Source organism: Streptococcus sp. cx1 (assembly GCF_052384325.1).
In the GTDB taxonomy this organism is placed as follows: Bacteria; Bacillota; Bacilli; order Lactobacillales; family Streptococcaceae; genus Streptococcus; species Streptococcus salivarius_G.
In genome coordinates this window covers 1-22,933 of record NZ_JBQSUN010000005.1, presented here as the reverse complement: position 1 = coordinate 22,933, position 22,933 = coordinate 1, and the positions used below count along the sequence as shown (strand labels likewise).

The following is a 22,933-nucleotide window of genomic DNA, read 5'->3' as shown; positions in this document are numbered from 1 at the left end:
AAAAGTACCTGTTCGATGCTATACTTTTCTTAAGAATAGGGAGGTATTTATTATGCAATTTTTTACAGACAGCAATATGCAATTCCCGCTAGTAGAGTTATCTCTTAATCAAGGTGAAACAGTCTTTATCCAGCGTGGCAGTATGGTATATCACACACCGAATGTGACACTGAGTACCAAATTAAATGCCAGTGGATCAGGTTTAGGTCGCTTTGTAAAAGCAGTTGGGCGTTCAATGGTTTCGGGCGAAAGTAGCTTTATTACTCAGGTTGTCTCGCAGTCCAATAACGGCTATATAGCCTTGGCCCCTGATTCTCCAGGTCAAGTGATTCCACTTTATTTAGGTGAAAAACAGTACCGACTAAACGACGGTGCCTTTCTAGCACTTGATGGCACAGCTTACTATACAATGGAGCTTCAGTCTGTTGGTAAGGCTCTTTTTGGTGGTCAGGGTGGTTTCTTTGTAATGACTACCCAAGGCCAAGGAACTCTCTTGGCAAATGCTTATGGCTCTATTAAAAAAATTGAGCTAAACAATCAAGAAGTGACTATTGATAATGCTCATGTCGTTGCCTGGAGTCAGACACTTGATTATAATATTCACCTGGAAAATGGTTTCTGGCAGTCTATTGGGACAGGAGAGGGTGTTGTGAATACCTTTAGAGGAACAGGTGAAATTTATGTTCAAAGTCTCAATCTTCAAACCTTTGCAGGCTTGCTTAATAGATACTTGCCAAAACGTTCATAATATAAATTGAAGGAGGATGGATGCTTGTTAGCATTTATTCTCCTTTTTTATGTTGCGAACTCAATAGCTGACAAGTTAATAAAAAGATGATAAGATAGTGTGTAAATAATTTGATAGTCAAATTATTTTCTTCATTAGAAAGTGAGTTATTATGTCTTATTTTGAAAACTTTCTCAATGCCAACAAAGCCTATGTTGACCTCCACGGGACAGCCCATCTTCCCTTGAAACCAAAGACTAAGGTGGCTATTGTGACTTGTATGGATTCACGCCTTCACGTTGCTCAGGCTTTGGGGTTGGCCCTAGGTGACGCTCATATTTTACGTAATGCGGGTGGTCGTGTGACGGAAGATATGATTCGTTCTTTGGTCATTTCTCAACAACAGATGGGGACACGAGAAATCGTAGTTCTTCACCATACAGATTGTGGTGCTCAGACCTTTAAGAACGATGAGTTTACCGCCTATCTCAATAAAGAACTTGGTGTTGATGTTTCTGATCAAGATTTTCTTCCATTCACAGATGTAGAAGAGAGTGTTCGTGAAGATATGGCTATTCTTCGTCAGTCACCGCTTATCCCTGAGGATGTTATCATCTCCGGTGCGGTTTATGATGTAGATACTGGTCGAATGACTCAAGTTCATCCCTAATACCGAAAAGTTTAGCAGGCATGATTGCCTGCTTTTTTCATGGTTTGACATAAAAAAAACTCAGCATAAAATATAAATGCTGAGTTAATCTAGTTTTTAAGAAACGATAAAAATGAGAATCACAGTCCCTAAATAGAAAAGACTGGTGATAAAAAAGCTGATACGCCAGAATAACTTAAGAAAACGTTTAAACTTGAAAGATTGTGTTTTTCTTAGCATCTGAATTGTGATAATTATAGCCGCCAAGGATAATAAGATAGTGATGTAAGGCAGAAAGCTATGGGTGAAGAAACGGGCTGACACAGCAACCACCTCAATAAAATAAAGTGGGAAGGTAAGGTCAGCAAAATTAAGCCCGAGGTATTTTAAACTAAAGAATCGGTGGATGATAAAAGCAAAGATAGGTGTTAAAATCAAAAAAGCTATAGCAAAGAATTTATATAGAATCATAAGTCTATTTTACCTCGAAAAGTCCTTTATGTAAATTTTTTCCTAAACTTAATAAGAAATTCTTGCATCTAAAAAGAATTTCTGTATAATAGATAAGGTATGTAAAAACATACTTGTGGGAGGTAACAAAACTTACTTACCGCCAAAACCACAATAGGAGGAAATTACAAAATGGCTAAAAAAGTCGAAAACATCGTAAAACTTCAGATTCCTGCTGGTAAAGCGACTCCAGCTCCACCAGTTGGACCAGCTCTTGGTCAAGCCGGAATCAACATCATGGGATTCACTAAAGAGTTTAACGCTCGTACAGCTGATCAAGCTGGTATGATCATCCCAGTTGTTATCTCTGTGTATGAAGATAAATCATTTGATTTCATCACTAAAACACCACCAGCTGCTGTTCTTTTGAAAAAAGCTGCAGGTGTTGAAAAAGGTTCAGGTACTCCAAACTCAGTTAAAGTTGCTTCAGTAACTCGTGCACAAGTACAAGAAATTGCTGAAACTAAAATGCCTGACTTGAACGCTGCAAACATCGAATCAGCTATGCGTATGATCGAAGGTACTGCACGTTCAATGGGATTCACTGTTACTGACTAATTCAGTTAACAAGAAAACCACAGACGTCGTCTCACTTCGCTGAGTGACGTGGAAGATGAAAGTCGTTATGACCACATTACACAAGGAGAAATAATTAACATGGCTAAAAAAAGCAAACAAATGCGTGCTGCTCTTGAGAAAATCGACAGCACAAAAGCTTACAGCGTAGAAGAAGCTGTAGCTCTTGCACAAGAAACTAACTTCGCAAAATTCGATGCTACTGTTGAAGTATCATACAACCTTAACATCGACGTTAAGAAAGCTGACCAACAAATCCGTGGAGCAATGGTATTGCCAAACGGTACTGGTAAAACTCAACGCGTTCTTGTATTTGCTCGTGGTGCTAAAGCTGAAGAAGCTAAAGCAGCAGGTGCTGACTTCGTTGGTGAAGACGAACTCGTTGCTAAAATCAACGGTGGATGGCTTGACTTTGACGTTGTTGTTGCAACACCAGATATGATGGCAATCGTTGGTCGTCTTGGACGTGTCCTTGGACCACGTAACTTGATGCCAAACCCTAAAACTGGTACAGTAACTATGGACGTTGCTAAAGCAGTTGAAGAGTCTAAAGGTGGTAAAATCACTTACCGTGCTGATAAAGCAGGTAACGTACAAGCTATCATCGGTAAAGTTTCATTCGAAACTGAAAAATTGGTTGAAAACTTCAAAGCATTTAACGATGCAATCCAAAAAGCTAAACCAGCTACAGCGAAAGGTACTTACATCACAAACCTTTCAATCACTACTACACAAGGTGCTGGTATCAAAGTTGATCCTAACTCATTGTAAGAGTAGTAAAAAACCTATCTTCGGATAGGTTTTTTTCTTACTCTAGACACGAAATTTGAGTAGAAAATAAAAAATATTCAGAAAGTAGTGCTGCTTTTTCGAATTTATGGTATAATTTAAGCGTATACACATAATTATTGATTTTGAACTTTTTACGTTGCGAATTAAGGAGGCAATGAATGAAAAAGAGTAAGGTATTTTTACTAGCAACCGTAGGCCTGTTATCTGTAGGTGTTTTAACGGCTTGCTCGTCATCAAGTAAGACGTCTGGTAAGACTTATAATTATGTTTACGGTGGCGATCCTGCAACCCTAGACTATGTTTCTACAAATAAGAAAAACATGACGACAGCCGTTAGTAACGGTGTTGATGGTTTGTTTGAAAATGACCAATATGGGAATCTAAAACCTTCTGTCGCTGAAAACTGGTCTGTTTCTCAAGATGGTTTGACATATACTTACAAGATTCGTAAGGGTGTCAAATGGTACACTTCAGATGGTGAAGAATATGCCAATGTAACAGCTAAAGACTTTGTAACAGGTCTTAAGCATGCTGCTGATACTAATTCTGAAGCGATTTATTTGCTACAAAACTCAGTTAAGGGCTTGAATGATTACCTTTCAGGTGCCAACAAGGACTTCTCAAATGTTGGTATCAAAGCAGTTGATGATTACACTTTGCAATATACGCTTAGCCAACCAGAACCTTACTGGAATTCAAAATTGACCTACTCTGTTACTTGGCCTGTTAATGAAGATTTCTTGAAATCTAAAGGTAAAGACTTTGGTAAGTCAACAGACCCAACATCTATTCTTTATAACGGTCCATATCTTCTTAAATCTTTGACAACGAAATCTTCTATTGAGTTCACCAAGAATGAAAACTACTGGGATAAGGATAATGTCTATTTTGATACAGTTAAATTGACTTACGATGATGGTACAGACCAAGAATCCTTGGAACGTAACTTCACTGATGGAGTCTATAACTTAGCTCGTCTATACCCAACTAGCTCAAACTATTCTAAAGTTGAAAAACAGTACAAAGACAATATTTTCTATACACAACCTGGAGCAGCTGTAGAAGGTGTCGGTATTAATATCGATCGTCAAACTTATGACCATACATCTAAAGAAAATGATCAACAAAAGACATCAACTAAGACAGCTCTTCTTAACAAAGATTTCCGTCAAGCATTAGGTTTTGCCATTGACCGTACAAATTACGCCGCACAACTTAACGGTAAAGAGGGTGGTAGTACTGCCGTTCGTAATATCTATGTTAAACCAGACTTTGTTCAAGCAGATGGTAAGGATTTCGGAACAATGGTAATGGATCAACTTCCAGCTTATGGTGATGAGTGGTCTGGTGTGAATCTTGCAGATAGTCAAGATGGTCTTTATAATCCAGAAAAAGCTAAGGCTGAATTTGCTAAAGCCAAAGAAGCTCTTCAAGCAGAAGGGGTTCAGTTCCCAATCCATTTGGATGTTCCTGTCAATCAGTCAAATAAAATCTTTGTGAACCAAGTGCAGTCACTTAAACAATCTATTGAATCAGCTCTTGGAAAAGATAATGTTGTACTTGATCTTCACCAATTGTCAACTGATGATTTCTATAACATTACCTACTCTGCTTCAAATGCAGCGGCAGAGGATTGGGATTTGTCAGTAGGTGTGGCTTGGGAGCCTGATTACCTTGATCCATCAACTTATCTTGATGTTTTGAAGACTACAAATAGTGAAAATACTAAATCTTTCATGGGTTATGACGATCCAAATAGTCAAGCGGTTGAAAAAGTAGGTCTTAAAGAATATGACCAATTGGTTGATGATGCTTCTAAGGAAACAACAGACTTGACGGCTCGTTATGAAAAATATGCAAAAGCTCAGGCATGGTTGACGGATAGTGCACTTTATATCCCAACGACTACTTATAACGGTGCAGCCGCTGTAGTTTCTCGTATTAAGCCATTCTCAGGAGCTTATGCTCAAGCCGGTGATAAAGGTTCTACATACTACTTCAAGTATCTTAAATCTCAAGATGATATTGTGACTAAGAAACAATATGATTCAGCTTATAAAGATTGGCTTAAAGAAAAAGCGAAATCTAATGACAAAGCTCAAAAAGATCTTGCCAAACACGTTAAGTAATCTATTGAAAACGTCTACCTTTAGGTAGTCGTTTTTTTAACAAAATTTCTCGAACCACCCCTAGATTGTGATATAATAAGAAAGATTGGTACTCGCTTCTAGATTTTTATTTGGAAAGTTTGGGGGATAGAGTTGCCTACTGGTACTTATCATCTTAAGTTAGTCCTAAGGAAGGGACTTTAGGCTTAATAGGTATCCAAAGACTGAAGAATGGAACAAAAAAAGGAGATTTATCTTGGCTAAAGATATCCGCGTTCGTTACGCACCAAGTCCAACAGGGCTTCTACACATTGGTAATGCTCGTACAGCATTGTTTAACTACCTTTATGCACGTCATCATGGAGGTACATTCATTATCCGTATTGAAGATACTGACCGTAAACGTCACGTTGAAGATGGTGAGCGTTCACAGCTTGATAACTTGCGTTGGTTGGGAATTGACTGGGATGAAAGTCCTGAAACACACGAAAACTATCGTCAATCAGAACGTTTACCGCTTTACCAAAAATATATTGATCAACTTTTGGCAGAAGGTAAAGCCTATAAGTCATACGTAACTGAAGAAGAGTTAGCTGCAGAGCGTGAACGTCAAGAAGCAGCTGGTGAAACTCCTCGTTACATTAACGAGTTCCTTGGCATGACTGAAGAAGAAAAAGCTGCCTACATCGCAGAACGTGAAGCGGCAGGTATTGTACCTACAGTTCGTTTGGCGGTTAATGAGTCAGGGATTTATAAATGGCATGATATCGTTAAGGGAGATATCGAATTTGAAGGTGGTAATATCGGTGGTGATTGGGTTATCCAGAAGAAAGATGGATACCCAACTTACAACTTTGCGGTAGTTGTTGATGACCATGATATGCAAATTTCACACGTTATCCGTGGAGATGACCATATTGCCAATACACCAAAACAACTTATGGTTTATGAAGCTCTTGGTTGGGAAGCCCCTGAGTTTGGACACATGACCCTTATCATCAATTCTGAAACTGGTAAGAAGTTGTCTAAACGTGATACTAACACCCTTCAATTTATCGAAGATTACCGTAAAAAAGGTTACCTTCCAGAAGCAGTCTTTAACTTCATTGCTCTTCTTGGTTGGAATCCTGGCGGTGAAGACGAAATCTTTTCTCGTGAAGAACTCATTAAACTTTTTGATGAAAACCGTCTAAGCAAGTCACCAGCGGCCTTTGACCAGAAAAAATTGGACTGGATGAGTAACGACTACATTAAGAATGCAGATTTCGATAAGGTCTTTGCTCTTTGCAAACCTTTCTTGGAAGAAGCTGGTCGTTTGACAGATAAAGCTGAAAAATTAGTGGAACTCTACAAACCACAAATGACAGCAGCAGAAGAAATTGTCCCTCTTACAGATCTCTTCTTTGAAGATTTCCCAGAATTGACAGAGGCTGAAAAAGAAGTTATGGCTGGTGAAACAGTACCAACAGTACTTAAAGCCTTTAAAGCCAAACTTGAAGCTATGTCTGATGATGAGTTTGTTGTTGAAAATATTTTCCCACAAATTAAGGCTGTTCAAAAAGAAACAGGAATCAAAGGGAAAAATCTCTTCATGCCAATTCGTATTGCTGTTTCAGGAGAAATGCACGGTCCAGAATTGCCAGATACTATTTTCTTGCTCGGACGTGAAAAGTCAATCAAACATATTGATCAAGTTCTTGCAACACTATAAAAACAAACCCAACAATTGTTGGGTTTTCGAATGCACATAAGCGATATGTCAATGATTATATGATAATTGCTAATCCTACTTTTGTAATATAATGATGATATTTCGTAACCATATCATCATTTTCAAAACTTTAAATTAGTTTTATAATAGATTGGTAATAAAAATTAGGGAGGAGTGAGCATTATGAGAAGATTTGGTTGGTATTTCTACTACGTTATCGGCATGTACCCATAAAAAGAGGTAATGAGTCAGTTGAAGAGCTTGGTTTTTCTAAGCTCTTTTTTATGTTTATGAAAAGTAAGGGATATGTGGGGTCGTCTGATGTTAGATTGTTCTCAATCAGGAAAAAATAGCTTTATATTTTTAGCTTTTTCTAATAGGAGTGACGCTAAATTATATATTTATGTTACAATAAAGTAGGTTGATTTTGAAAGGAAGGGGGGAGTCTAGAGATGATCGTTTTATTTACGGTTCTACGTCTATTGGCTATTTTAATTGTTAGTCACGATATGTCAGGTTTGCTCAAAACTTGGAAGAGTAAATGCTGGTTTATCGCAGGGAGTCTCTTGCTCTCTCTATTTGTTGGAGGCATTACAGGGTCGCTCTTAGCACTTTTGTTCTGCTATCTTTTCTTAAATAAAATATCAAGTAGTGAAAAGAATTCTTTTCTTTTCACCTTTTTGCCGTGGGTTTTTGTTGAAGTCACCTCGAAACTGCTTCAACTTTATTTTTTCCCATGGATTTTTCAAATTAATTATTTACAGGTCAAAGACACCCCAGTACTCATTGCTTTGTCTTATCTCTTGATTTACCCAATTTTTCATCTGATTGTCAAAGTGTTCTTTATTGACTTTGGTGCTCTCAATGTTATGGGAAATAACCATACTTACCAAGTTAGACAACGCTTATTGGTTGGGGTGACTCTGGCTTATATTATTTTATCTTTAATTATTTTCTATGCTAGTAACATCTTTCCTTACACAGGCCTCTTTATTTATTTAGCAGGCAGTATTACGGTTGTCTACTCCATCCTCTTTATTTTGCTCTTTGCTCAGCTTAATATTTATTCTAAGAGAAGAGTGAAGGATCAGTTGGCTGAAGAAATGGCTAGACACGAGGAAAGTTTAGAAGAATATAGCCACCGTTTAGAAAAACTCTATAATGATATTTCTCAGGTGAAGAAGGATTATCTCGAAGGGCTTAAAACAATGGAGGTTAGTATCCAACGTCGAGACTTACCTGCTTTGAAACAAGAGTATGCAGAACTTTTAGAGAAATCTGGTAATAGCTTAACGTTATCAAATTATGAATTATCACGTTTGATCAACTTAGAAATCACATCTCTCAAGAGTCTCTTTTCTGCTAAAGTGCTTGAGGCAGAGAACTTAGGAATTAAGGTTAACTTGGAGTTGCCAGATGTCATATCGTCAACTCAGATAGAGGCCTTAGATTTGGTTGTGATTTCTTCTGTCTTCTTAAATAATGCTATTGAGTCGGCGGTGGATTCTGAAGATCCTACTTTAACTATATCTTTCTTTAAAAATCAAGGTTATCTTATCTTGGTTATTGACAATACAACCAGAGAAGAACGTATTCCTGTGTCAAGGATTTTTGATGAAGGGGTTTCTAGCAAAGGTGAAGGCCGAGGGCTTGGTTTGTCTAAGGTCGCAGATATACTTAATCGCTATCCAAAAGTAAATCTTGAGACTCGTAGTTGTGACCATCATTTTACACAGGTCCTCTCTTTTCAGGATAATTGATAAATCAAAGATACTATTTGTGGGGAATAGGATAAGGGAAATAGAAAGGGGAAAAGCATATGCAACTTGCGATTGATGGCCTTATTGCTTTGGTTGTTGTCGTTTCACATCTTGTGATTTTAGCTAGAATGGCTTATCTAGATGTTTTTACTTACCGTTACATTCCTTATGTAATCGTAGTAACTGCCGTTAAGTGGTTAGCCAAGGTGCTATGGCAAATTGATATTCCAGATGCAATTTATCTCCTAGTCTTTATTTTTCTTGAAAAACCTCAGGCTCTACGAGAAGAAAAGTATTTTTATGCTTTCTTTGCCCCTGTCTTTTGGACTTTGATTACAAGTTTCTTTAGTTTTTATCTTTTCCGAGTTTTCTTTAATAAGCCGGTCGAGTTGGTTCCAAACCATTTAGGAATCCTAGCTGTAGATAGTGTTGTTCTTCCCTTCTTTCTAGGTTTGCAAAAAATGTTCGGTTTAGATAGCTTCTTCCAGGAACCCTATCAGGACTTGCAGGATAAATATAAGAGCATGCTCTTGCAAGTTGATCTTATTTTAATTATCAGTTATCTGCTTATCCTCTTTAAACAGGAGATATTCTCCTTGCTTCTGAGTCAGACCTACCTCCCAGGTTACCCTCAAATTTATATTTGGGTTGGTTTCCTTATACACATGTATATTCTTGTTCGTTTTGTTTCCTACGGTAAAGACGTACGAGATAGCAAAATTCTCAGAGAACAAGAGGAGCACTTGAGGAGTCTGGAAGCTTATAATGAAAAAATCGAAACTGCCTATAAGAGTGTACGTTCGTTTAAACATGATTATGAAAACATACTCATTAGTATGCAGACAAGTATTGATAGTGGGGATTTTGACCTTATTGAACAAACCTATCAGGATATTTTGAAAAAGGCAGGTCAAGAACTCATTGAAGAAGATGACGAAAATGTCTCTTGAGTATAAACAGGAAATATTATCATGAACTTACAGCTTTGGACCATGGTATCCCTTGAAAATAGTATTATTCAGATTATTAGTTTTCATATTACCTGGTTTATTTATAAAAAACTAACAAGGAGCACATTAGCTTACTGGAAAGTATTTTGTTTAAGTCTCTTAGGTATAGTGGTATCACTTGGTAAAGGTGATGGCTTCTATTATCAAGTTGTTATCTTTTTAGCTTTGGCCTTAAAGGAACGGCGGGAACATCGTTTGACGCTCTGGGCAAGCCTCTTTTTTGGAGCCTTCTCGGTTCTTTTTACAGATTTATTTGCGACTTTTACCCCATTTTATGTATTCAATAATCTGTTCACAAATATGACCTTGGGTGAGATTCAAGAAAACTTCTTGCTTAAATTGTTATCTTATGTGATGATTTACCCATTCTTTCTCTATATCAATTATCTTTCCAGTTCAGATGTTGATAAGGTCAAGGAATTGATTTATTCACGTGGTCGTGAACGTCTGTTGATAGCCGTTGATCTGACCTTTGCACTCTACATTATTTGTAGTACTCTTTTGGTATCAACAGGTAGTGATGTGGGAGGGCCAATTTTTATTGCGATGGCAGTTTATCTCCTAATGGTAACAACCTTGAATCGCTACTCTCATAAATTTGTCAGAGAACGTAGTAAGGAAGCTGTGGAGACTTATGTCTATAACTTGGAAGTCTATAATAAACATATTGAGGATCTTTTTACAAAAGTAAAACCTATTGAAAAAGATTTTGAGAGTCTTTTGGTAGCTCTTGAGACCCCATTGGCTAAAAATCAATTATCAGAGGTTTTATCCGTTTATCATGAGCATTTGAATCATCTTAAACTTGATAATTTGGACTTAAATGATAAGTTGGCCCCTCTGTTTGAGATTCCTTATCCGGTATTAAGAAGTTGGATTGTAAACCAAATCATTCCTTTGGAACAAAAAGGTATCACCGTTAGGCTGGATGTCAATGTTGATGCTTATCCTAACAATTTAAATATTGCAGTTCTTATTAGAGTTTTAGAACGTTGCATGAATTTAGCTGAAAAACTTTGGGCCAAGGAGCCGGAGACAGATATTGGTTTCCTTATTCAACAGAATGAGCATGGTAATCTCAGCTTTATTCTTGAGAATACCAATCAGGAAGCTGATCCGAAACTCGATGGTAGTCTGGCTATTAGTCGTGATTTTGCCCAGTTTTGCTGGTCAAACGGTATCGGTTTAACAAATAAAAAAGAATTATTTAAAACCTATCAAATTGTCACGGTAGGACTATAATCGTAGAAAGGAGAGGGATAACTATGCTGGGTAACATCCTATTTCAAATTTTGATGTTTATCATTATTTGGGATATCTACTTACGTATTGGTGGACAAAACACTAATCTTAAAAATCGTATACTTTATTTGTTATTTGATGTTGCTCTATGCATTTGGGGACAACTCATTGGACGCTATATAGGCATAGTACCTCCCTTAGTAGCCATTGTAACATTGACATTTAGTTACCAATTGAATAAAAGTGTCACCTCCGTAGAGCGCTTTTTTCTAGGTTTTTACCCAGTGGTACTAGTCGATTTGGCAAGACGTTTTTTGGCTACTTTCTTCTTTCCACCGATACTTGGCATAACTGTTGATACTTTAAACACTAATATTTGGTGGTCTATGGTACCACTTTCCTTCGTCATGTTGACGGTCAGAATAGTAGATTTTATTTTACGTCTAGATTTTACAGATATCTTGAAAGTTGCTGCCCAACAAGAAAAAAAGAACCGTCTGGGTTTGGTCAACATGCTTCTTTTGCTTTATTATTTAGTTATCTTTTTAGTGTCGACATTTGATACTTATTTTCCAGAGTTACATCTTGAGAGTAGATTTAGGTTGCCATTAGTAATGGGATATCTCTACTTACTCCTCTTTGTACTTGGTGCTGTAAACCAGTTTGCTAAGGAGAAAATAGAGCAGGATTTAGCGATGAAGCAGGCTAACTATCTTGATGATTTGAAGCGTGAGAATACTAGGGTAGAAGGTTTGTATAGAGACTTGATGCATGTTCGCTCTAACTATAATTTCCTACTTAATAATCTGAGAGATATTGAAAGAACAGGGGATATTCGTTCTTATAAAAAAGATTTGGTTGATCTTTATGTCAATCGAGATCAGCATAGTTTTTCAACTCAGGTCACTGATTTGGATAATATCCAAAATCCAAGTATTCATAGTCTACTTTCATCAAAATATCATGAAGCTCAGATGCATCGCCTCAATATTCATGCAGAGATTCCAGATCCAGTGATTAATAACTATCTAACTGATTTAGATTTAGCTGTTGTTTTGGGTCACCTCATGGATAATGCTATTGATGGTGCTCGTAAAGCCAGTGAAGGTTTTATTAGTCTGGCCTATTTTGATGAAGAGGATTGCCAGAGTTTTATTATTGAAAGTACAATTGCAGAAGAGCAAGTGCCACTTTCAATGATGAGTACCCAGCTTTCTCATCCTGAGGGTGGTATAGGTGTTAATGCTGTTCAAGATATTTTGGAACGTTATCCGAACACGTCCTTCTCTGTCCGTAGTCAGAATCATAAAATGATGCAAATACTAGAAATGAGGCCCTAATATGAATATATACATTTTAGAAGATGACTTAATGCAGCAAACACGTATTAGTGACATCATCAGAGAATTGGTTTCAGAGGGCACGTTTTCCGTACGAAAACTTGAAGTTTTTTCTAAACCTCACAAACTATTGTCCAGTATCAATGAAAAGGGCAACCATCAGGTTTTCCTTTTAGATATCGATATTGATGGTGAGCGAAAGAAGGGGCTAGAAGTTGCCTCAGAAATTCGTCAACAAGATGCTAATGCAGTTATTATTTTTGTAACAACTCACTCAGAGTTTGCACCGATTAGTTTTAAATACAAGGTTTCTGCACTAGATTTCATTGATAAGACAGTTTCTAATGCAGAGTTCAAACAACAACTAAAACAAACATTGACTTTTGTGAACCAAAAAGTTGGAGATGTGGATGATGATGAGATTTTTGTGTTTGAAACCGCTCAGTCTCGGATCCAAGTCCCTATGAGAGATATTTATTATTTTGCGACTGCTGTGACACCTCATAAGGTGATGCTGATTACTAAAACAGAGCGTTTGGAGTTTTATGCCAATCTTGGAGATATTACTTCGGTAAATAAAAAACTCTTTTCTTGTCATCGCTCCTTTTTAGTTAATTTGGATAACATATCTCGTATTGATAAGACTCAGTTGATGATTTATTTTGAAAATGGTGATTCTTGTCCAGTTTCACGTTTGAAAATGAAGGCTCTGCTTAAAAAATGGTCAGAGGTAAAAGAACATTAGTCGATGACTAATGTTCTTTTTAGTCTAAAAAAGCATGTGTTTATTTCATAGGTGATTGATTATCTTATGAGTGAACAAATTCTGTAAAAACACAAAATAGATGTCCTTTAGTGATAAAATTTAGAGATTTATAAAAAAATGACTAAAAAAAATGCAGTTCAGGATGAAAAAACGACATTCTATGAAATCGTATAGACAATTAAATTGAAAAAAGTTAATATATAATCAAGATATGTGATTCGGAAATGAGACATCGTCAATCTTATTGAAATCTACATACACTTTATGAAAATAAATAATGTACTTTTATATAACTTTTTCCTAATCCCCATTTTTTATTGGCCGCTCGTCCAATTACATATCTTTTTTATAGAAATTAATAGGCTTGAGAAATCAAGCCGTTTTTTTGTTTTTAAGGGCATTAGTACAGATTAGGATAAAAAAATACATTCTGTGAGTGAAATTCGACATTTTAGGAAATGAAGATATACATTTGGGGATTGCATGCTATAATGTAATCAAGGTTAGAGAGCAAGAAGAATGTATGGTTTAAGTTAGTCCCTTAAACATAATAATTTCCCTCATTCATTCTATCTAAAATTGCTGTTGTGTTCTCTACCGATGATGCTGTTGTTCAAAAGGTCTGTACTTTGTACAGGCCTTTTGGCATTTTAGAAGATAAATAGTTAAAGATGCTTTTGAATCTATTTGTATAGTTTCAAAAGTGTTTTTTATTTTTCATTACTTCTTGCATAAAATTGAATAAAAATTAAGAATTAAGCACTTTTTAGGTCAAAAGAATAAGTAAAAACAAATAAAAACTAAATAAATATAAAAAAATAACAAAAAAGTGTTGACAAGTGAATAAATATGCAATATAATTAATCTCGTAAGGTTGATAGAGATAGCAACCACAAGAAAATATAAGAAAAGAGAAAAATATTATGTCAAAAGAGAAAGTTATTCTTGCCTATTCGGGAGGTCTTGATACCTCAGTCGCTATTACATGGCTTAAAAAAGATTACGATGTTATCGCCGTTTGTATGGACGTCGGTGAAGGTAAAGACCTTGAGTTTATCCATGACAAAGCTTTGACAGTTGGAGCTGTCGAGTCATACGTGCTTGATGTTAAAGATGAGTTTGCTGAAGATTATGTGCTTCCAGCACTTCAAGCTCACGCTTACTATGAACAAAAATATCCTTTGGTTTCAGCACTTAGTCGTCCAATCATTGCTAAAAAATTGGTTGAGATTGCTCATAAAACAGGAGCAACGACTATCGCTCACGGTTGTACTGGTAAAGGTAATGACCAAGTTCGTTTCGAAGTTGCCATTGCTGCCCTAGACCCAAGTCTTAAAGTAGTAGCGCCAGTACGTGAATGGAAGTGGTCTCGTGAGGAAGAAATTGAGTATGCTAAGGCTAATGGTGTTCCAGTTCCAGCAGACCTTGATAATCCTTACTCAGTCGATCAAAACCTTTGGGGACGTGCTAACGAGTGTGGTGTTCTTGAAAATCCTTGGAATCAAGCTCCAGAAGAAGCTTTTGGGATTACCAATTCACCAGAGTCTGCGCCAGATGAAGCTGAATATGTCGATGTAACCTTTAAAGAAGGGAAACCAGTTGCTCTTAACGGTAAAGAAATGAAATTGGCTGACCTTATCCAAGAAATGAATGTTATTGCTGGTAAGCATGGCGTCGGACGTATCGACCACGTTGAGAACCGTCTTGTAGGTATCAAATCTCGTGAAATTTATGAATGTCCAGGAGCTATCGCCCTTTTGACAGCTCATAAAGAAATTGAGGACTTAACTTTGGTACGTGAAGTTTCTCACTTTAAACCAATTCTTGAAAATGAATTGTCAAACCTTATCTACAATGCTTTGTGGTTTAGCCCAGCAACACAAGCTATCATTGCTTATATTAAGGAAACACAAAAAGTTGTTAATGGTATCGCTAAAGTTAAGCTTTACAAAGGGCATGCTCAAGTAGTAGCACGTCAATCAGCTAATTCATTGTATGATGAAAACTTGGCTACTTACACATCAGCTGACAGCTTTGATCAGGATGCTGCAATTGGATTTATCAAGCTTTGGGGTCTTCCAACTCAGGTTAATTCACAAGTTAACCATCCATTTGACAATTAATGACAGATTACATAAGAAAAGTAGGCTATTAGAAGAAAAACGCTTCTTATCAGATAAAAGTGGACAGAGAGCCACATCTGATACTCTTTTCTTATAACTTATATTATTATCGTTAAGGCGTTCTGAGAGGCGTCACGAGCCTAAATAAACTACGACAGAGATCGGGTTTTAGGAAAACAAGTGTCCAGAGAGACAAATTAAGCTAGACAAATACTATCTAGCTTTTTTCATTTAAGTTATTGTGACCAAAGAGGTCGTTGCTTGTTATAAGTATTAAGAAAGGATGGAAGATTATCCCAGTGTGGGGTAATCTTCAAAATAAAACTATGGCAGAAAATCATAAACTATGGGGCGGTCGGTTCGAAGCTAGTCTTGAAAAATGGGTAGAAGAATTTGGTGCTTCAATCTCATTTGACCAAAAGATGGCAGAGTTTGATTTGAAAGGGTCTATTGCCCATGTTACGATGCTTGGTGAGACAGGAATTATTACCAAAGAGGAAGCATTGCAAATTAAACAGGGCTTGGAAGAACTGCTTGAGGAATATAAGGCTGGTAAACTAGAATTTGATGTTTCCAATGAAGATATCCATATGAATATGGAGAGTCTTTTAACGGCTAAAATTGGACCAGTAGCAGGAAAACTTCATACAGCACGTTCACGTAACGACCAAGTGGCAACGGATATGCACTTGTATCTAAAAGCCAAACTAGTGGAAGTTATTGAGAAGCTTGATAATTTACGTGGTACTTTGGTCAATCTAGCAGACAAACATACCTACACGATTATGCCAGGCTACACCCACTTGCAGCATGCACAACCGATTTCTTTTGGTCACCACTTGATGGCTTATTACAACATGTTTACACGTGATGCCGAACGTTTTGAATTTAATATCAAGCATACGGATATCTCTCCACTCGGAGCTGCTGCTCTAGCCGGAACAACTTTCCCAATTGATCGTAATATGACATCTGACTTAATGGGCTTTGCAAAACCATATAGCAATTCCTTGGATGCTGTTTCCGATCGTGACTTTATTCTCGAATTCTTGTCAAACTCAAGTATTCTCATGATGCATATGACACGTATTTGTGAAGAAATCATTAACTGGTGTTCTAACGAGTTTAAGTTTGTAACTCTATCTGATACTTTTTCAACAGGCTCTTCCATTATGCCTCAAAAGAAAAACCCAGATATGGCAGAACTAATTCGTGGGAAATCAGGTCGTGTCTATGGCAACTTGATTGGATTGTTGACCGTGATGAAGTCATTACCTTTGGCCTACAATAAAGATCTCCAGGAAGATAAAGAGGGTATGTTTGATACGGTAGAGACGATTACTGTCGCTATTGATATTCTCGCAGGCATGCTCAATACAATGACTGTTAACGACAAACATATGGCAGAGTCAACAGAGAAAGATTTTTCAAATGCTACAGAGTTGGCTGATTATCTTGCATCTAAAGGCCTACCATTCCGTGAAGCACATGAGATTGTTGGAAAACTTGTCCTTGAGTGTACCAAAGCTGGTTATTACCTTCAAGATGTTCCTCTCGAACGTTATCAAGAAGTTTCAGATTTAATTGAAGAGGACATCTATGAGACACTTAAATCTCATACAGCTGTTGAACGTCGTCATTCCCTTGGTGGAACTGGTTTTGACCAGGTTAAATGGCAAATCAAAGAAGCTCAAAAAGCTCTAAAAAAATAAGTCTCTAAGGCCCTAACCATAAGGTTTTGGGCTTTTTTGCTATTTATGATATAATAGTACTAATTTTGAGTTTGGAGTCGCATTTTGAAAAAATCTTATCGCGTTAAGAAAGAGAAAGACTTTAAAGCATTATTTGATGCAGGGCACAGTGTTGCTAATCGGAAATTTGTTGTCTACTGTCTGGATCGTGATCTGCCTCATTTTAGAGTGGGTTTGTCAGTCAGTAAGCGTCTTGGTAATGCGGTTACTCGGAATCGGGTAAAACGTCGTCTACGACATGCACTGATGGACATGTCATCTCAGTTAGAACATCAAGATTTTGTCGTTATTGCTCGTAAAGGTGTCGAAGACTTAAGTTATCAAGACATTTATAGCAATCTCGTTCATGTCTTAAAAATAGCAAAGTTATATAAGGACTAAAAAATTATTTTGCTTCTTTACATTGTAGGATAAACTAAAATCACTCCTGATTTTTGAGATACTCTTAATGAATGGAAGCGAAGCAGTTCTTTATCGTATTAAAAAGGAGTTTTTAGTGAAGAAAAAACTTAATATATCTGTTTTAGGTGCAGGAGCTCTCTTGCTTTTGTCCGCGTGTGGACGAAGTGATGTTACAAGTCACTCCACAGGCCTTTGGGAACGTCTTATTTTAATGTTTGGGAAGGCTATTCAAGGGCTCTCATTTGGTGGTTCTATTGGATTAGGTATTATTATTTTCACGATTTTAATTCGTGCTGTAATGATTCCTCTTTATAATCGCCAAATTAAGTCAAGCCGTGAACTACAAGAGTTGCAGCCAGAGTTACGTCGCTTGCAGAGTGAGTATCCTGGACGCGAGAATCGTGAAGCTCTTGCTTATGCACAACAAGATCTTTATAAAGAGCATGGTGTAAATCCTTACGCAAGCTTCGTTCCTCTCTTGATCCAATTTCCTATTTTGATGGCTCTTTATGGAGCGCTCACGCGAGTGCCAGAGTTGCGAGAAGGAACATTCCTCTGGGTTGACCTAGGTCAGAAAGATCCTTACTTTATTCTTCCGATTTTGGCGGCTGCTTTCACCTTCCTTTCAACTTGGTTGACAAATAAGGCAGCTAAAGATCGTAGTGCAATGCTTCTTGTTATGAATATCATGCTTCCAATCTTTATTTTCTGGTTTGGAACTCAGATTTCTTCAGGGGTAGCACTTTACTGGGCAGTTTCGAACGCCTTCCAAGTTGTTCAGATTTTGGTTTTTAATAATCCGTTTAAAATCATTGAAGAACGTAATCGTTTGGAAGCGGAAGAAAAAGAACGTAAAGCTAAGATTCGTCGTGCCAAGAAAAAGGCGCATAAACGTAAATAAGGAGGCTTATTATGGTTGTCTATTCTGGACGAACAGTCGAACAAGCTATCGAAAAAGGTTTGAAAGATCTTAATTTACCCCGTATGAAGGCTCATATTAAGGTGATTTCTCGTGAGAAAAAAGGTTTTCTAGGGTTCGGAAAGAAACCAGCTCGAGTTAGTGTTGAACCAATAAATGAAAAGATAGCTCACGAAGCAGATCAAAACACCGTTAAAGTGGCTCCCGATGCTGTAAAACAATTAGACGATTCTGTCGCAAGTCCCAAAGACGAAACGATTGCTTTCAATAAAGTGACAAAACTCGTTACGGTTTCAGATAATAAGGAAATTGCACATGAAGACTTAAAGCAACCAGTTTCTACAGAGACTCTTGATGAAGAGTTGCCAGATAAGAAACAGGAGCAACCAAAGGCAACAATTATTCCGCTATCTGTTAAACGTGAGTTATCAGAAGAGGGTGCGACAGAATCTATGGCAAATTCGCTTGAACCCCAACTAGAACCGGTTACTCAAGTTCAAACTTCGGGGACTTCTGAAGGGGCTTTCAGTTCTTTAGTGTCCTCTGAGTTTAGTTCAGATGAGTCTTCTGAAAATAATTTAGAAGATATTCAAGGGGCTGCAGATGATGTTTTATCTTACCTCGAAAAAATTATCTATGAAATGGATGTTGATGCTAGTCTAGAGGTTAGTCACAATCGTCGCAATATTATCATTCAGATTGAAACAGACCAACCTGGTCGTGTTATCGGTTATCATGGCAAGGTTCTCAAGTCTTTGCAACTTTTAGCGCAAAATTATTTGCACGATCGTCATTCTAAACGTTTTAGTGTTGTTCTTAATGTTCGTGATTATTTGGAGCAACGCACAGAGACTTTGATTGATCTAGCAGAAAAAACGGCGGCTAAAGTAAAAGAAACAGGTCGAGAGTACGTTATGGATCCAATGACGAATAGCGAACGAAAAATTATCCATAAGGCACTTTCTCAAATTGAAGGTGTTGAAAGTCACTCAGAAGGAGACGATCCTAATCGTTACGTTGTTGTGACAAAAGTATAGTTAAAATAGCGTTTATTGCTTACAGAAGCTAGTCTTATTTGAAGGCTGGTTTTTTTTGACAATAAAAAGTAGACGGTGTATACTTTATTTAAAAGGTAGTCGCTGTCTACTTAGATGGAAATAGGAGTCAAAATGAAACGTAATACTGCTGAATTGAAGGAAAAGTTAATCGAAACTGGAGTCGAGGAAATAAGAACAAGAGGTGTTGATCAACTATCTATCCGAACAGTGGCTCAAAGATGTGGGGTCACCCATGGAGCGCCCTATAAGCACTTTGAAAATAAGGATGTCTATCTTCAGGTAGTTTTAGAGCGTTTATCTGAGATCTTTTTGAAGTGTTTGACACAAGGGGTAGACTCTTCGCTTGATGTAAGAGGTCAATTAGTATTAATGGGCTGTAATTTTGTGGAATTTGCTCAAAAAGAAACAAATAGTTTTGAGGCCTTGTTTATTAAGTTTCCTTTCAATTATATGGAGCTCACTCGGGACAGTATCTCTGTTAATGCCCATTTACCAGGGTTTGAGCACTTTAAGAGTGTGGTTCTGAAGCTGAAAAGTAACATGAATATTTCTGGTAGTGAGGCAGAAATATTAGTTCATATCTGGAGTTTTATTACTGGATTAGCCGTTTTGGTAAGGAGTCCTATTGGTGATAATTTCAATAGTAACACTATTGAAGAGACTGTTAGTACTATGTTAGACATCTATGTTAAAGGAGCTAAACAATGAAAACCTTAATTATCTACGCCCACCCAAACGACAAGAGCTACAATGCCTCTATACTAGAGACTGTTAAAGAAAATTTATCGTCTAAACATGAGTTAAAGATTCTAGATTTGTATAAAGAAATGTTCGATCCTGTTTTACGTTTTGATACAACATATAGGAGAAGAGACTTAGCGCACGATGTAGCTATGAAAGGCTATCGAGATTTAATAACTTGGGCAGATCAGTTGATTTTTATTTTTCCAACTTGGTGGAGCGGCATGCCAGCTATCTTGAAAGGATTTATTGAACGCGTTTTTGTTGCTGGCTTTGCCTATGAAAATACACCCCGTGGATTGGATGGTAAATTGACTGGGAAAGCTTGGATTATTACAACCCACAATACACCAAAGATAGTTCTACCTTTAGTTCAAGATTATAGCAAAGTCCTAAAATTTCAAGTCCTAAAACCTTGTGGTATTAAACCGGTCAAAGTTACCCAGGTTTCACCTGTTGAGTATATGAGTGACCATAAGCGAAAAGAGGTACTCAAGAAAATAGCTAAAATAGCAAGAAGGTTATGAGCAAGCGATGATATAGGAACGGCATTGTAGTTTACAGTTATCACTAGCCTTAGGAGTTCAAAGATATAATGAAATTAATATCTAAGTAATTCTTGACAAGATTAAGCTATTGCTATAAAATAGTATGGTATGTTTAGTAACTGATCAAAAATAGCCGGCTAAACGAATACGAAAATCTATCAGGAGGTATTCAACGTGAAACGTACTTATCAACCAAGTAAAATCCGTCGTCAACGTAAACACGGATTCCGTCACCGTATGTCAACTAAAAACGGACGTCGTGTTCTTGCAGCTCGTCGTCGTAAAGGACGTAAAGTTCTTTCAGCTTAAGACATTATTGAAAGCAACAGTGCTCGAGACTGTTGCTTTTTGTTTTTTGCTATAAATGAAAGTGTTGATGTTTGATGTTATTCAACCAAAGTTTGAAAATATAAAGCTGACAATTCTTGTAATTTTTGATAAACTAAAGCGGTTGTGAATAATGACCACTGACTAAAAAATACTTAGGACTGTTTTTCCTAATGTAAGGAGTATAAATGACTGATTTTCCTATTAAATATCGTCTTATAAAGAAAGAAAAACACACAGGAGCACGCCTGGGGGAAATTATCACGCCTCATGGAACTTTTCCAACACCGATGTTTATGCCTGTAGGTACCCAAGCTACAGTAAAAACGCAATCTCCTGAAGAATTAAAACAGATGGGTTCAGGGATTATTTTGGCCAATACCTATCATTTATGGCTAAGACCGGGTGATGAGCTCGTTGCTAAAGCTGGAGGACTCCATAAATTCATGAATTGGGACCAAGCGATTCTTACAGATAGCGGTGGTTTCCAAGTATATTCATTGGCCGAAAAACGAAACATCTCGGAAGAAGGTGTGACATTTAAAAATCACCTTAATGGAAGTAAGATGTTTTTATCTCCTGAAAAAGCAATCTCGATTCAGAACAATCTCGGTTCAGATATTATGATGAGTTTTGACGAATGCCCTCAATTTTACCAACCATACGACTATGTGAAAAATTCTATTGAACGTACAAGTCGTTGGGCAGAACGAGGGCTGAAGGCACATCGTCGTCCACATGACCAAGGTCTTTTTGGAATCGTACAGGGAGCAGGTTTTGAAGATCTTCGTAGACAATCTGCACAGGATTTGGTTTCCATGGATTTTCCAGGTTATTCAATTGGAGGTCTTGCAGTAGGAGAAACTCATGAAGAGATGAATGCAGTTCTAGACTTTACCGTGCCTTTACTTCCTGAGAATAAACCACGTTATCTTATGGGGGTAGGGGCACCAGATAGTTTGATTGACGGTGTTATTCGTGGTGTTGACATGTATGATTGTGTCCTCCCAACACGAATTGCTCGTAACGGAACTTGTATGACGAGTCAAGGACGTCTCGTGGTTAAAAATGCGGCGTATGCAGAAGATTTTAGCCCTATAGATCCTGAGTGTGATTGTTATACATGTAAGAATTACACACGTGCTTATGTGAGACATTTGTTGAAAGCAGATGAAACGTTTGGAATTCGCCTGACTAGTTATCATAATCTCTACTTCTTGGTAAATTTAATGGCCAAGGTACGACAAGCTATTATAGATGACAATTTACTAGAGTTCCGCCAAGACTTTATAGAAAAGTATGGTTACAAGTCAAGTAAAAGAAATTTTTAAATAACTTAATTTAGCAGTACATAATTGTACTGCTTTATTTTTTTCAAAAATCTATTGACAAGTATTGATTTGGGTGATAAGATATAAAAGTTGTCTTAACTGACTTGCCACAAACTTGAAAAGGTTCCAAAACTTTAAAAAAGTTATTGACAAGACAGGTCAGAGATGATATTATAAATAAGCTGTTTCGCGAGAGACAGCAGACACGAGAAGTGAAAAAAACTTCAAAAAAAGTGTTGACAAGGCATTCTAGATTTGCTAGAATATAGAAGTTGTCTTAAGAGAGACAAAGACCTTTGAGAACTGAATAAGAAACCAAGTGCAGGGTTATGATAGAAGAATTATAACCTGTCAATTTACAAGAATAAATCGTCAGACGACGGTAATGAGTTAACGCTCGAACAATTATTAAAATTTTTAATGAGAGTTTGATCCTGGCTCAGGACGAACGCTGGCGGCGTGCCTAATACATGCAAGTAGAACGCTGAAGAGAGGAGCTTGCTCTTCTTGGATGAGTTGCGAACGGGTGAGTAACGCGTAGG

General features: G+C 37.2%; 21 protein-coding genes and 1 rRNA gene. 21 read left to right on the top strand and 1 reads right to left on the bottom strand.

Features of this window, described 5'->3' with window-relative positions; translation table 11 throughout:
• Positions 1–52: 52 nt before the first annotated feature.
• Together ACT170_RS07290 and ACT170_RS07285 are read left to right on the top strand one after the other, a co-directional pair.
• Entirely contained in the window at positions 53–748 is a 696-nt protein-coding gene (locus ACT170_RS07290; protein ID WP_037598509.1) for a TIGR00266 family protein, read from the top strand.
• 151 nt (positions 749–899) lie between these two features.
• Positions 900–1,397 (top strand): beta-class carbonic anhydrase, encoded by a 498-nt coding sequence (locus ACT170_RS07285; RefSeq protein ID WP_002885818.1) that lies wholly within the window; start codon positions 900–902, stop codon positions 1,395–1,397.
• A gap of 96 nt (positions 1,398–1,493) precedes the next feature.
• Here the strand turns inward: ACT170_RS07285 and ACT170_RS07280 are convergent, their stop codons facing one another.
• Positions 1,494–1,847 (bottom strand): DUF3397 domain-containing protein, encoded by a 354-nt coding sequence (locus ACT170_RS07280; RefSeq protein WP_002885872.1) that lies wholly within the window; start codon positions 1,845–1,847, stop codon positions 1,494–1,496.
• 171 nt (positions 1,848–2,018) lie between these two features.
• On the opposite strand from ACT170_RS07280, the gene rplK reads away from it, so the two are divergent.
• From rplK to ACT170_RS07185, 19 genes are all read left to right on the top strand, one after another.
• The gene (gene rplK, locus ACT170_RS07275) at positions 2,019–2,444 is read left to right on the top strand and encodes a 50S ribosomal protein L11 (protein ID WP_002885648.1); all 426 of its coding nucleotides are present in this window, start codon (positions 2,019–2,021) and stop codon (positions 2,442–2,444) included.
• 99 nt (positions 2,445–2,543) lie between these two features.
• Positions 2,544–3,233 (top strand): 50S ribosomal protein L1, encoded by a 690-nt coding sequence (gene rplA, locus ACT170_RS07270; RefSeq protein WP_002885800.1) that lies wholly within the window; start codon positions 2,544–2,546, stop codon positions 3,231–3,233.
• Between the two features lie 179 nt (positions 3,234–3,412).
• On the top strand, positions 3,413–5,383 hold the full coding sequence (locus ACT170_RS07265) for a peptide ABC transporter substrate-binding protein (protein ID WP_444818162.1): 1,971 nt from the start codon (positions 3,413–3,415) through the stop codon (positions 5,381–5,383).
• 235 nt (positions 5,384–5,618) lie between these two features.
• Positions 5,619–7,073, top strand: coding sequence for a glutamate--tRNA ligase (gene gltX, locus ACT170_RS07260; RefSeq protein ID WP_037611119.1), 1,455 nt, complete (start codon positions 5,619–5,621; stop codon positions 7,071–7,073).
• Between the two features lie 452 nt (positions 7,074–7,525).
• The gene (locus ACT170_RS07255; protein WP_002885760.1) at positions 7,526–8,833 is read left to right on the top strand and encodes a GHKL domain-containing protein; all 1,308 of its coding nucleotides are present in this window, start codon (positions 7,526–7,528) and stop codon (positions 8,831–8,833) included.
• A gap of 59 nt (positions 8,834–8,892) precedes the next feature.
• A complete protein-coding gene (locus ACT170_RS07250; protein WP_002885882.1) occupies positions 8,893–9,783 on the top strand; it encodes a hypothetical protein in 891 nt (296 codons plus the stop codon).
• Positions 9,784–9,804: 21 nt separating this feature from the next.
• Positions 9,805–11,085, top strand: coding sequence for a hypothetical protein (locus ACT170_RS07245; protein ID WP_002885700.1), 1,281 nt, complete (start codon positions 9,805–9,807; stop codon positions 11,083–11,085).
• Between the two features lie 23 nt (positions 11,086–11,108).
• Entirely contained in the window at positions 11,109–12,425 is a 1,317-nt protein-coding gene (locus tag ACT170_RS07240; protein ID WP_410534369.1) for a GHKL domain-containing protein, read from the top strand.
• Position 12,426: 1 nt separating this feature from the next.
• Positions 12,427–13,170 carry a response regulator transcription factor gene (locus ACT170_RS07235; protein WP_002885796.1) on the top strand — a complete coding sequence of 248 codons (744 nt, stop codon included), beginning with the start codon at positions 12,427–12,429 and terminating at the stop codon, positions 13,168–13,170.
• Positions 13,171–14,114: 944 nt separating this feature from the next.
• Positions 14,115–15,314 (top strand): argininosuccinate synthase, encoded by a 1,200-nt coding sequence (locus tag ACT170_RS07230; protein ID WP_002885646.1) that lies wholly within the window; start codon positions 14,115–14,117, stop codon positions 15,312–15,314.
• Positions 15,315–15,640: 326 nt separating this feature from the next.
• A complete protein-coding gene (gene argH / locus ACT170_RS07225; protein WP_037601513.1) occupies positions 15,641–17,026 on the top strand; it encodes an argininosuccinate lyase in 1,386 nt (461 codons plus the stop codon).
• A gap of 84 nt (positions 17,027–17,110) precedes the next feature.
• On the top strand, positions 17,111–17,446 hold the full coding sequence (gene rnpA / locus ACT170_RS07220) for a ribonuclease P protein component (protein ID WP_002891957.1): 336 nt from the start codon (positions 17,111–17,113) through the stop codon (positions 17,444–17,446).
• Between the two features lie 115 nt (positions 17,447–17,561).
• A complete protein-coding gene (locus ACT170_RS07215; RefSeq protein WP_037605452.1) occupies positions 17,562–18,368 on the top strand; it encodes a membrane protein insertase YidC in 807 nt (268 codons plus the stop codon).
• Between the two features lie 11 nt (positions 18,369–18,379).
• A complete protein-coding gene (gene jag / locus ACT170_RS07210; protein WP_129852289.1) occupies positions 18,380–19,423 on the top strand; it encodes an RNA-binding cell elongation regulator Jag/EloR in 1,044 nt (347 codons plus the stop codon).
• A 132-nt stretch (positions 19,424–19,555) separates the two neighbouring features.
• Positions 19,556–20,152 (top strand): TetR/AcrR family transcriptional regulator, encoded by a 597-nt coding sequence (locus ACT170_RS07205; RefSeq protein ID WP_084869382.1) that lies wholly within the window; start codon positions 19,556–19,558, stop codon positions 20,150–20,152.
• Positions 20,149–20,712 (top strand): NAD(P)H-dependent oxidoreductase, encoded by a 564-nt coding sequence (locus ACT170_RS07200; RefSeq protein WP_175063845.1) that lies wholly within the window; start codon positions 20,149–20,151, stop codon positions 20,710–20,712. The genes ACT170_RS07205 and ACT170_RS07200 overlap by 4 nt, the downstream gene beginning before the upstream one ends.
• A 195-nt stretch (positions 20,713–20,907) precedes the next feature.
• Positions 20,908–21,042, top strand: a complete 135-nt coding sequence (gene rpmH, locus ACT170_RS07195; RefSeq protein WP_002885866.1) for a 50S ribosomal protein L34 — start codon at positions 20,908–20,910, stop codon at positions 21,040–21,042.
• Between the two features lie 206 nt (positions 21,043–21,248).
• Positions 21,249–22,391: a tRNA guanosine(34) transglycosylase Tgt gene (gene tgt / locus ACT170_RS07190; RefSeq protein WP_013991220.1), complete on the top strand. Its 1,143-nt coding sequence runs from the start codon at positions 21,249–21,251 to the stop codon at positions 22,389–22,391.
• A gap of 416 nt (positions 22,392–22,807) precedes the next feature.
• Positions 22,808–22,933, top strand: a 16S ribosomal RNA gene (locus tag ACT170_RS07185); the annotation flags it as partial.

Bases quoted from the DNA above. Each gene is read 5' to 3' on its own strand.
- ACT170_RS07290 (WP_037598509.1), top strand. From the start codon at position 53: ATGCAATTTTTTACAGACAGCAATATGCAATTCCCGCTAGTAGAGTTA.
- ACT170_RS07285 (WP_002885818.1), top strand. From the start codon at position 900: ATGTCTTATTTTGAAAACTTTCTCAATGCCAACAAAGCCTATGTTGAC.
- ACT170_RS07280 (WP_002885872.1), bottom strand. From the start codon at position 1,847: ATGATTCTATATAAATTCTTTGCTATAGCTTTTTTGATTTTAACACCT.
- rplK (WP_002885648.1), top strand. From the start codon at position 2,019: ATGGCTAAAAAAGTCGAAAACATCGTAAAACTTCAGATTCCTGCTGGT.
- rplA (WP_002885800.1), top strand. From the start codon at position 2,544: ATGGCTAAAAAAAGCAAACAAATGCGTGCTGCTCTTGAGAAAATCGAC.
- ACT170_RS07265 (WP_444818162.1), top strand. From the start codon at position 3,413: ATGAAAAAGAGTAAGGTATTTTTACTAGCAACCGTAGGCCTGTTATCT.
- ACT170_RS07255 (WP_002885760.1), top strand. From the start codon at position 7,526: ATGATCGTTTTATTTACGGTTCTACGTCTATTGGCTATTTTAATTGTT.
- ACT170_RS07250 (WP_002885882.1), top strand. From the start codon at position 8,893: ATGCAACTTGCGATTGATGGCCTTATTGCTTTGGTTGTTGTCGTTTCA.
- ACT170_RS07245 (WP_002885700.1), top strand. From the start codon at position 9,805: ATGAACTTACAGCTTTGGACCATGGTATCCCTTGAAAATAGTATTATT.
- ACT170_RS07240 (WP_410534369.1), top strand. From the start codon at position 11,109: ATGCTGGGTAACATCCTATTTCAAATTTTGATGTTTATCATTATTTGG.
- ACT170_RS07235 (WP_002885796.1), top strand. From the start codon at position 12,427: ATGAATATATACATTTTAGAAGATGACTTAATGCAGCAAACACGTATT.
- ACT170_RS07230 (WP_002885646.1), top strand. From the start codon at position 14,115: ATGTCAAAAGAGAAAGTTATTCTTGCCTATTCGGGAGGTCTTGATACC.
- argH (WP_037601513.1), top strand. From the start codon at position 15,641: ATGGCAGAAAATCATAAACTATGGGGCGGTCGGTTCGAAGCTAGTCTT.
- jag (WP_129852289.1), top strand. From the start codon at position 18,380: ATGGTTGTCTATTCTGGACGAACAGTCGAACAAGCTATCGAAAAAGGT.
- ACT170_RS07205 (WP_084869382.1), top strand. From the start codon at position 19,556: ATGAAACGTAATACTGCTGAATTGAAGGAAAAGTTAATCGAAACTGGA.
- ACT170_RS07200 (WP_175063845.1), top strand. From the start codon at position 20,149: ATGAAAACCTTAATTATCTACGCCCACCCAAACGACAAGAGCTACAAT.
- tgt (WP_013991220.1), top strand. From the start codon at position 21,249: ATGACTGATTTTCCTATTAAATATCGTCTTATAAAGAAAGAAAAACAC.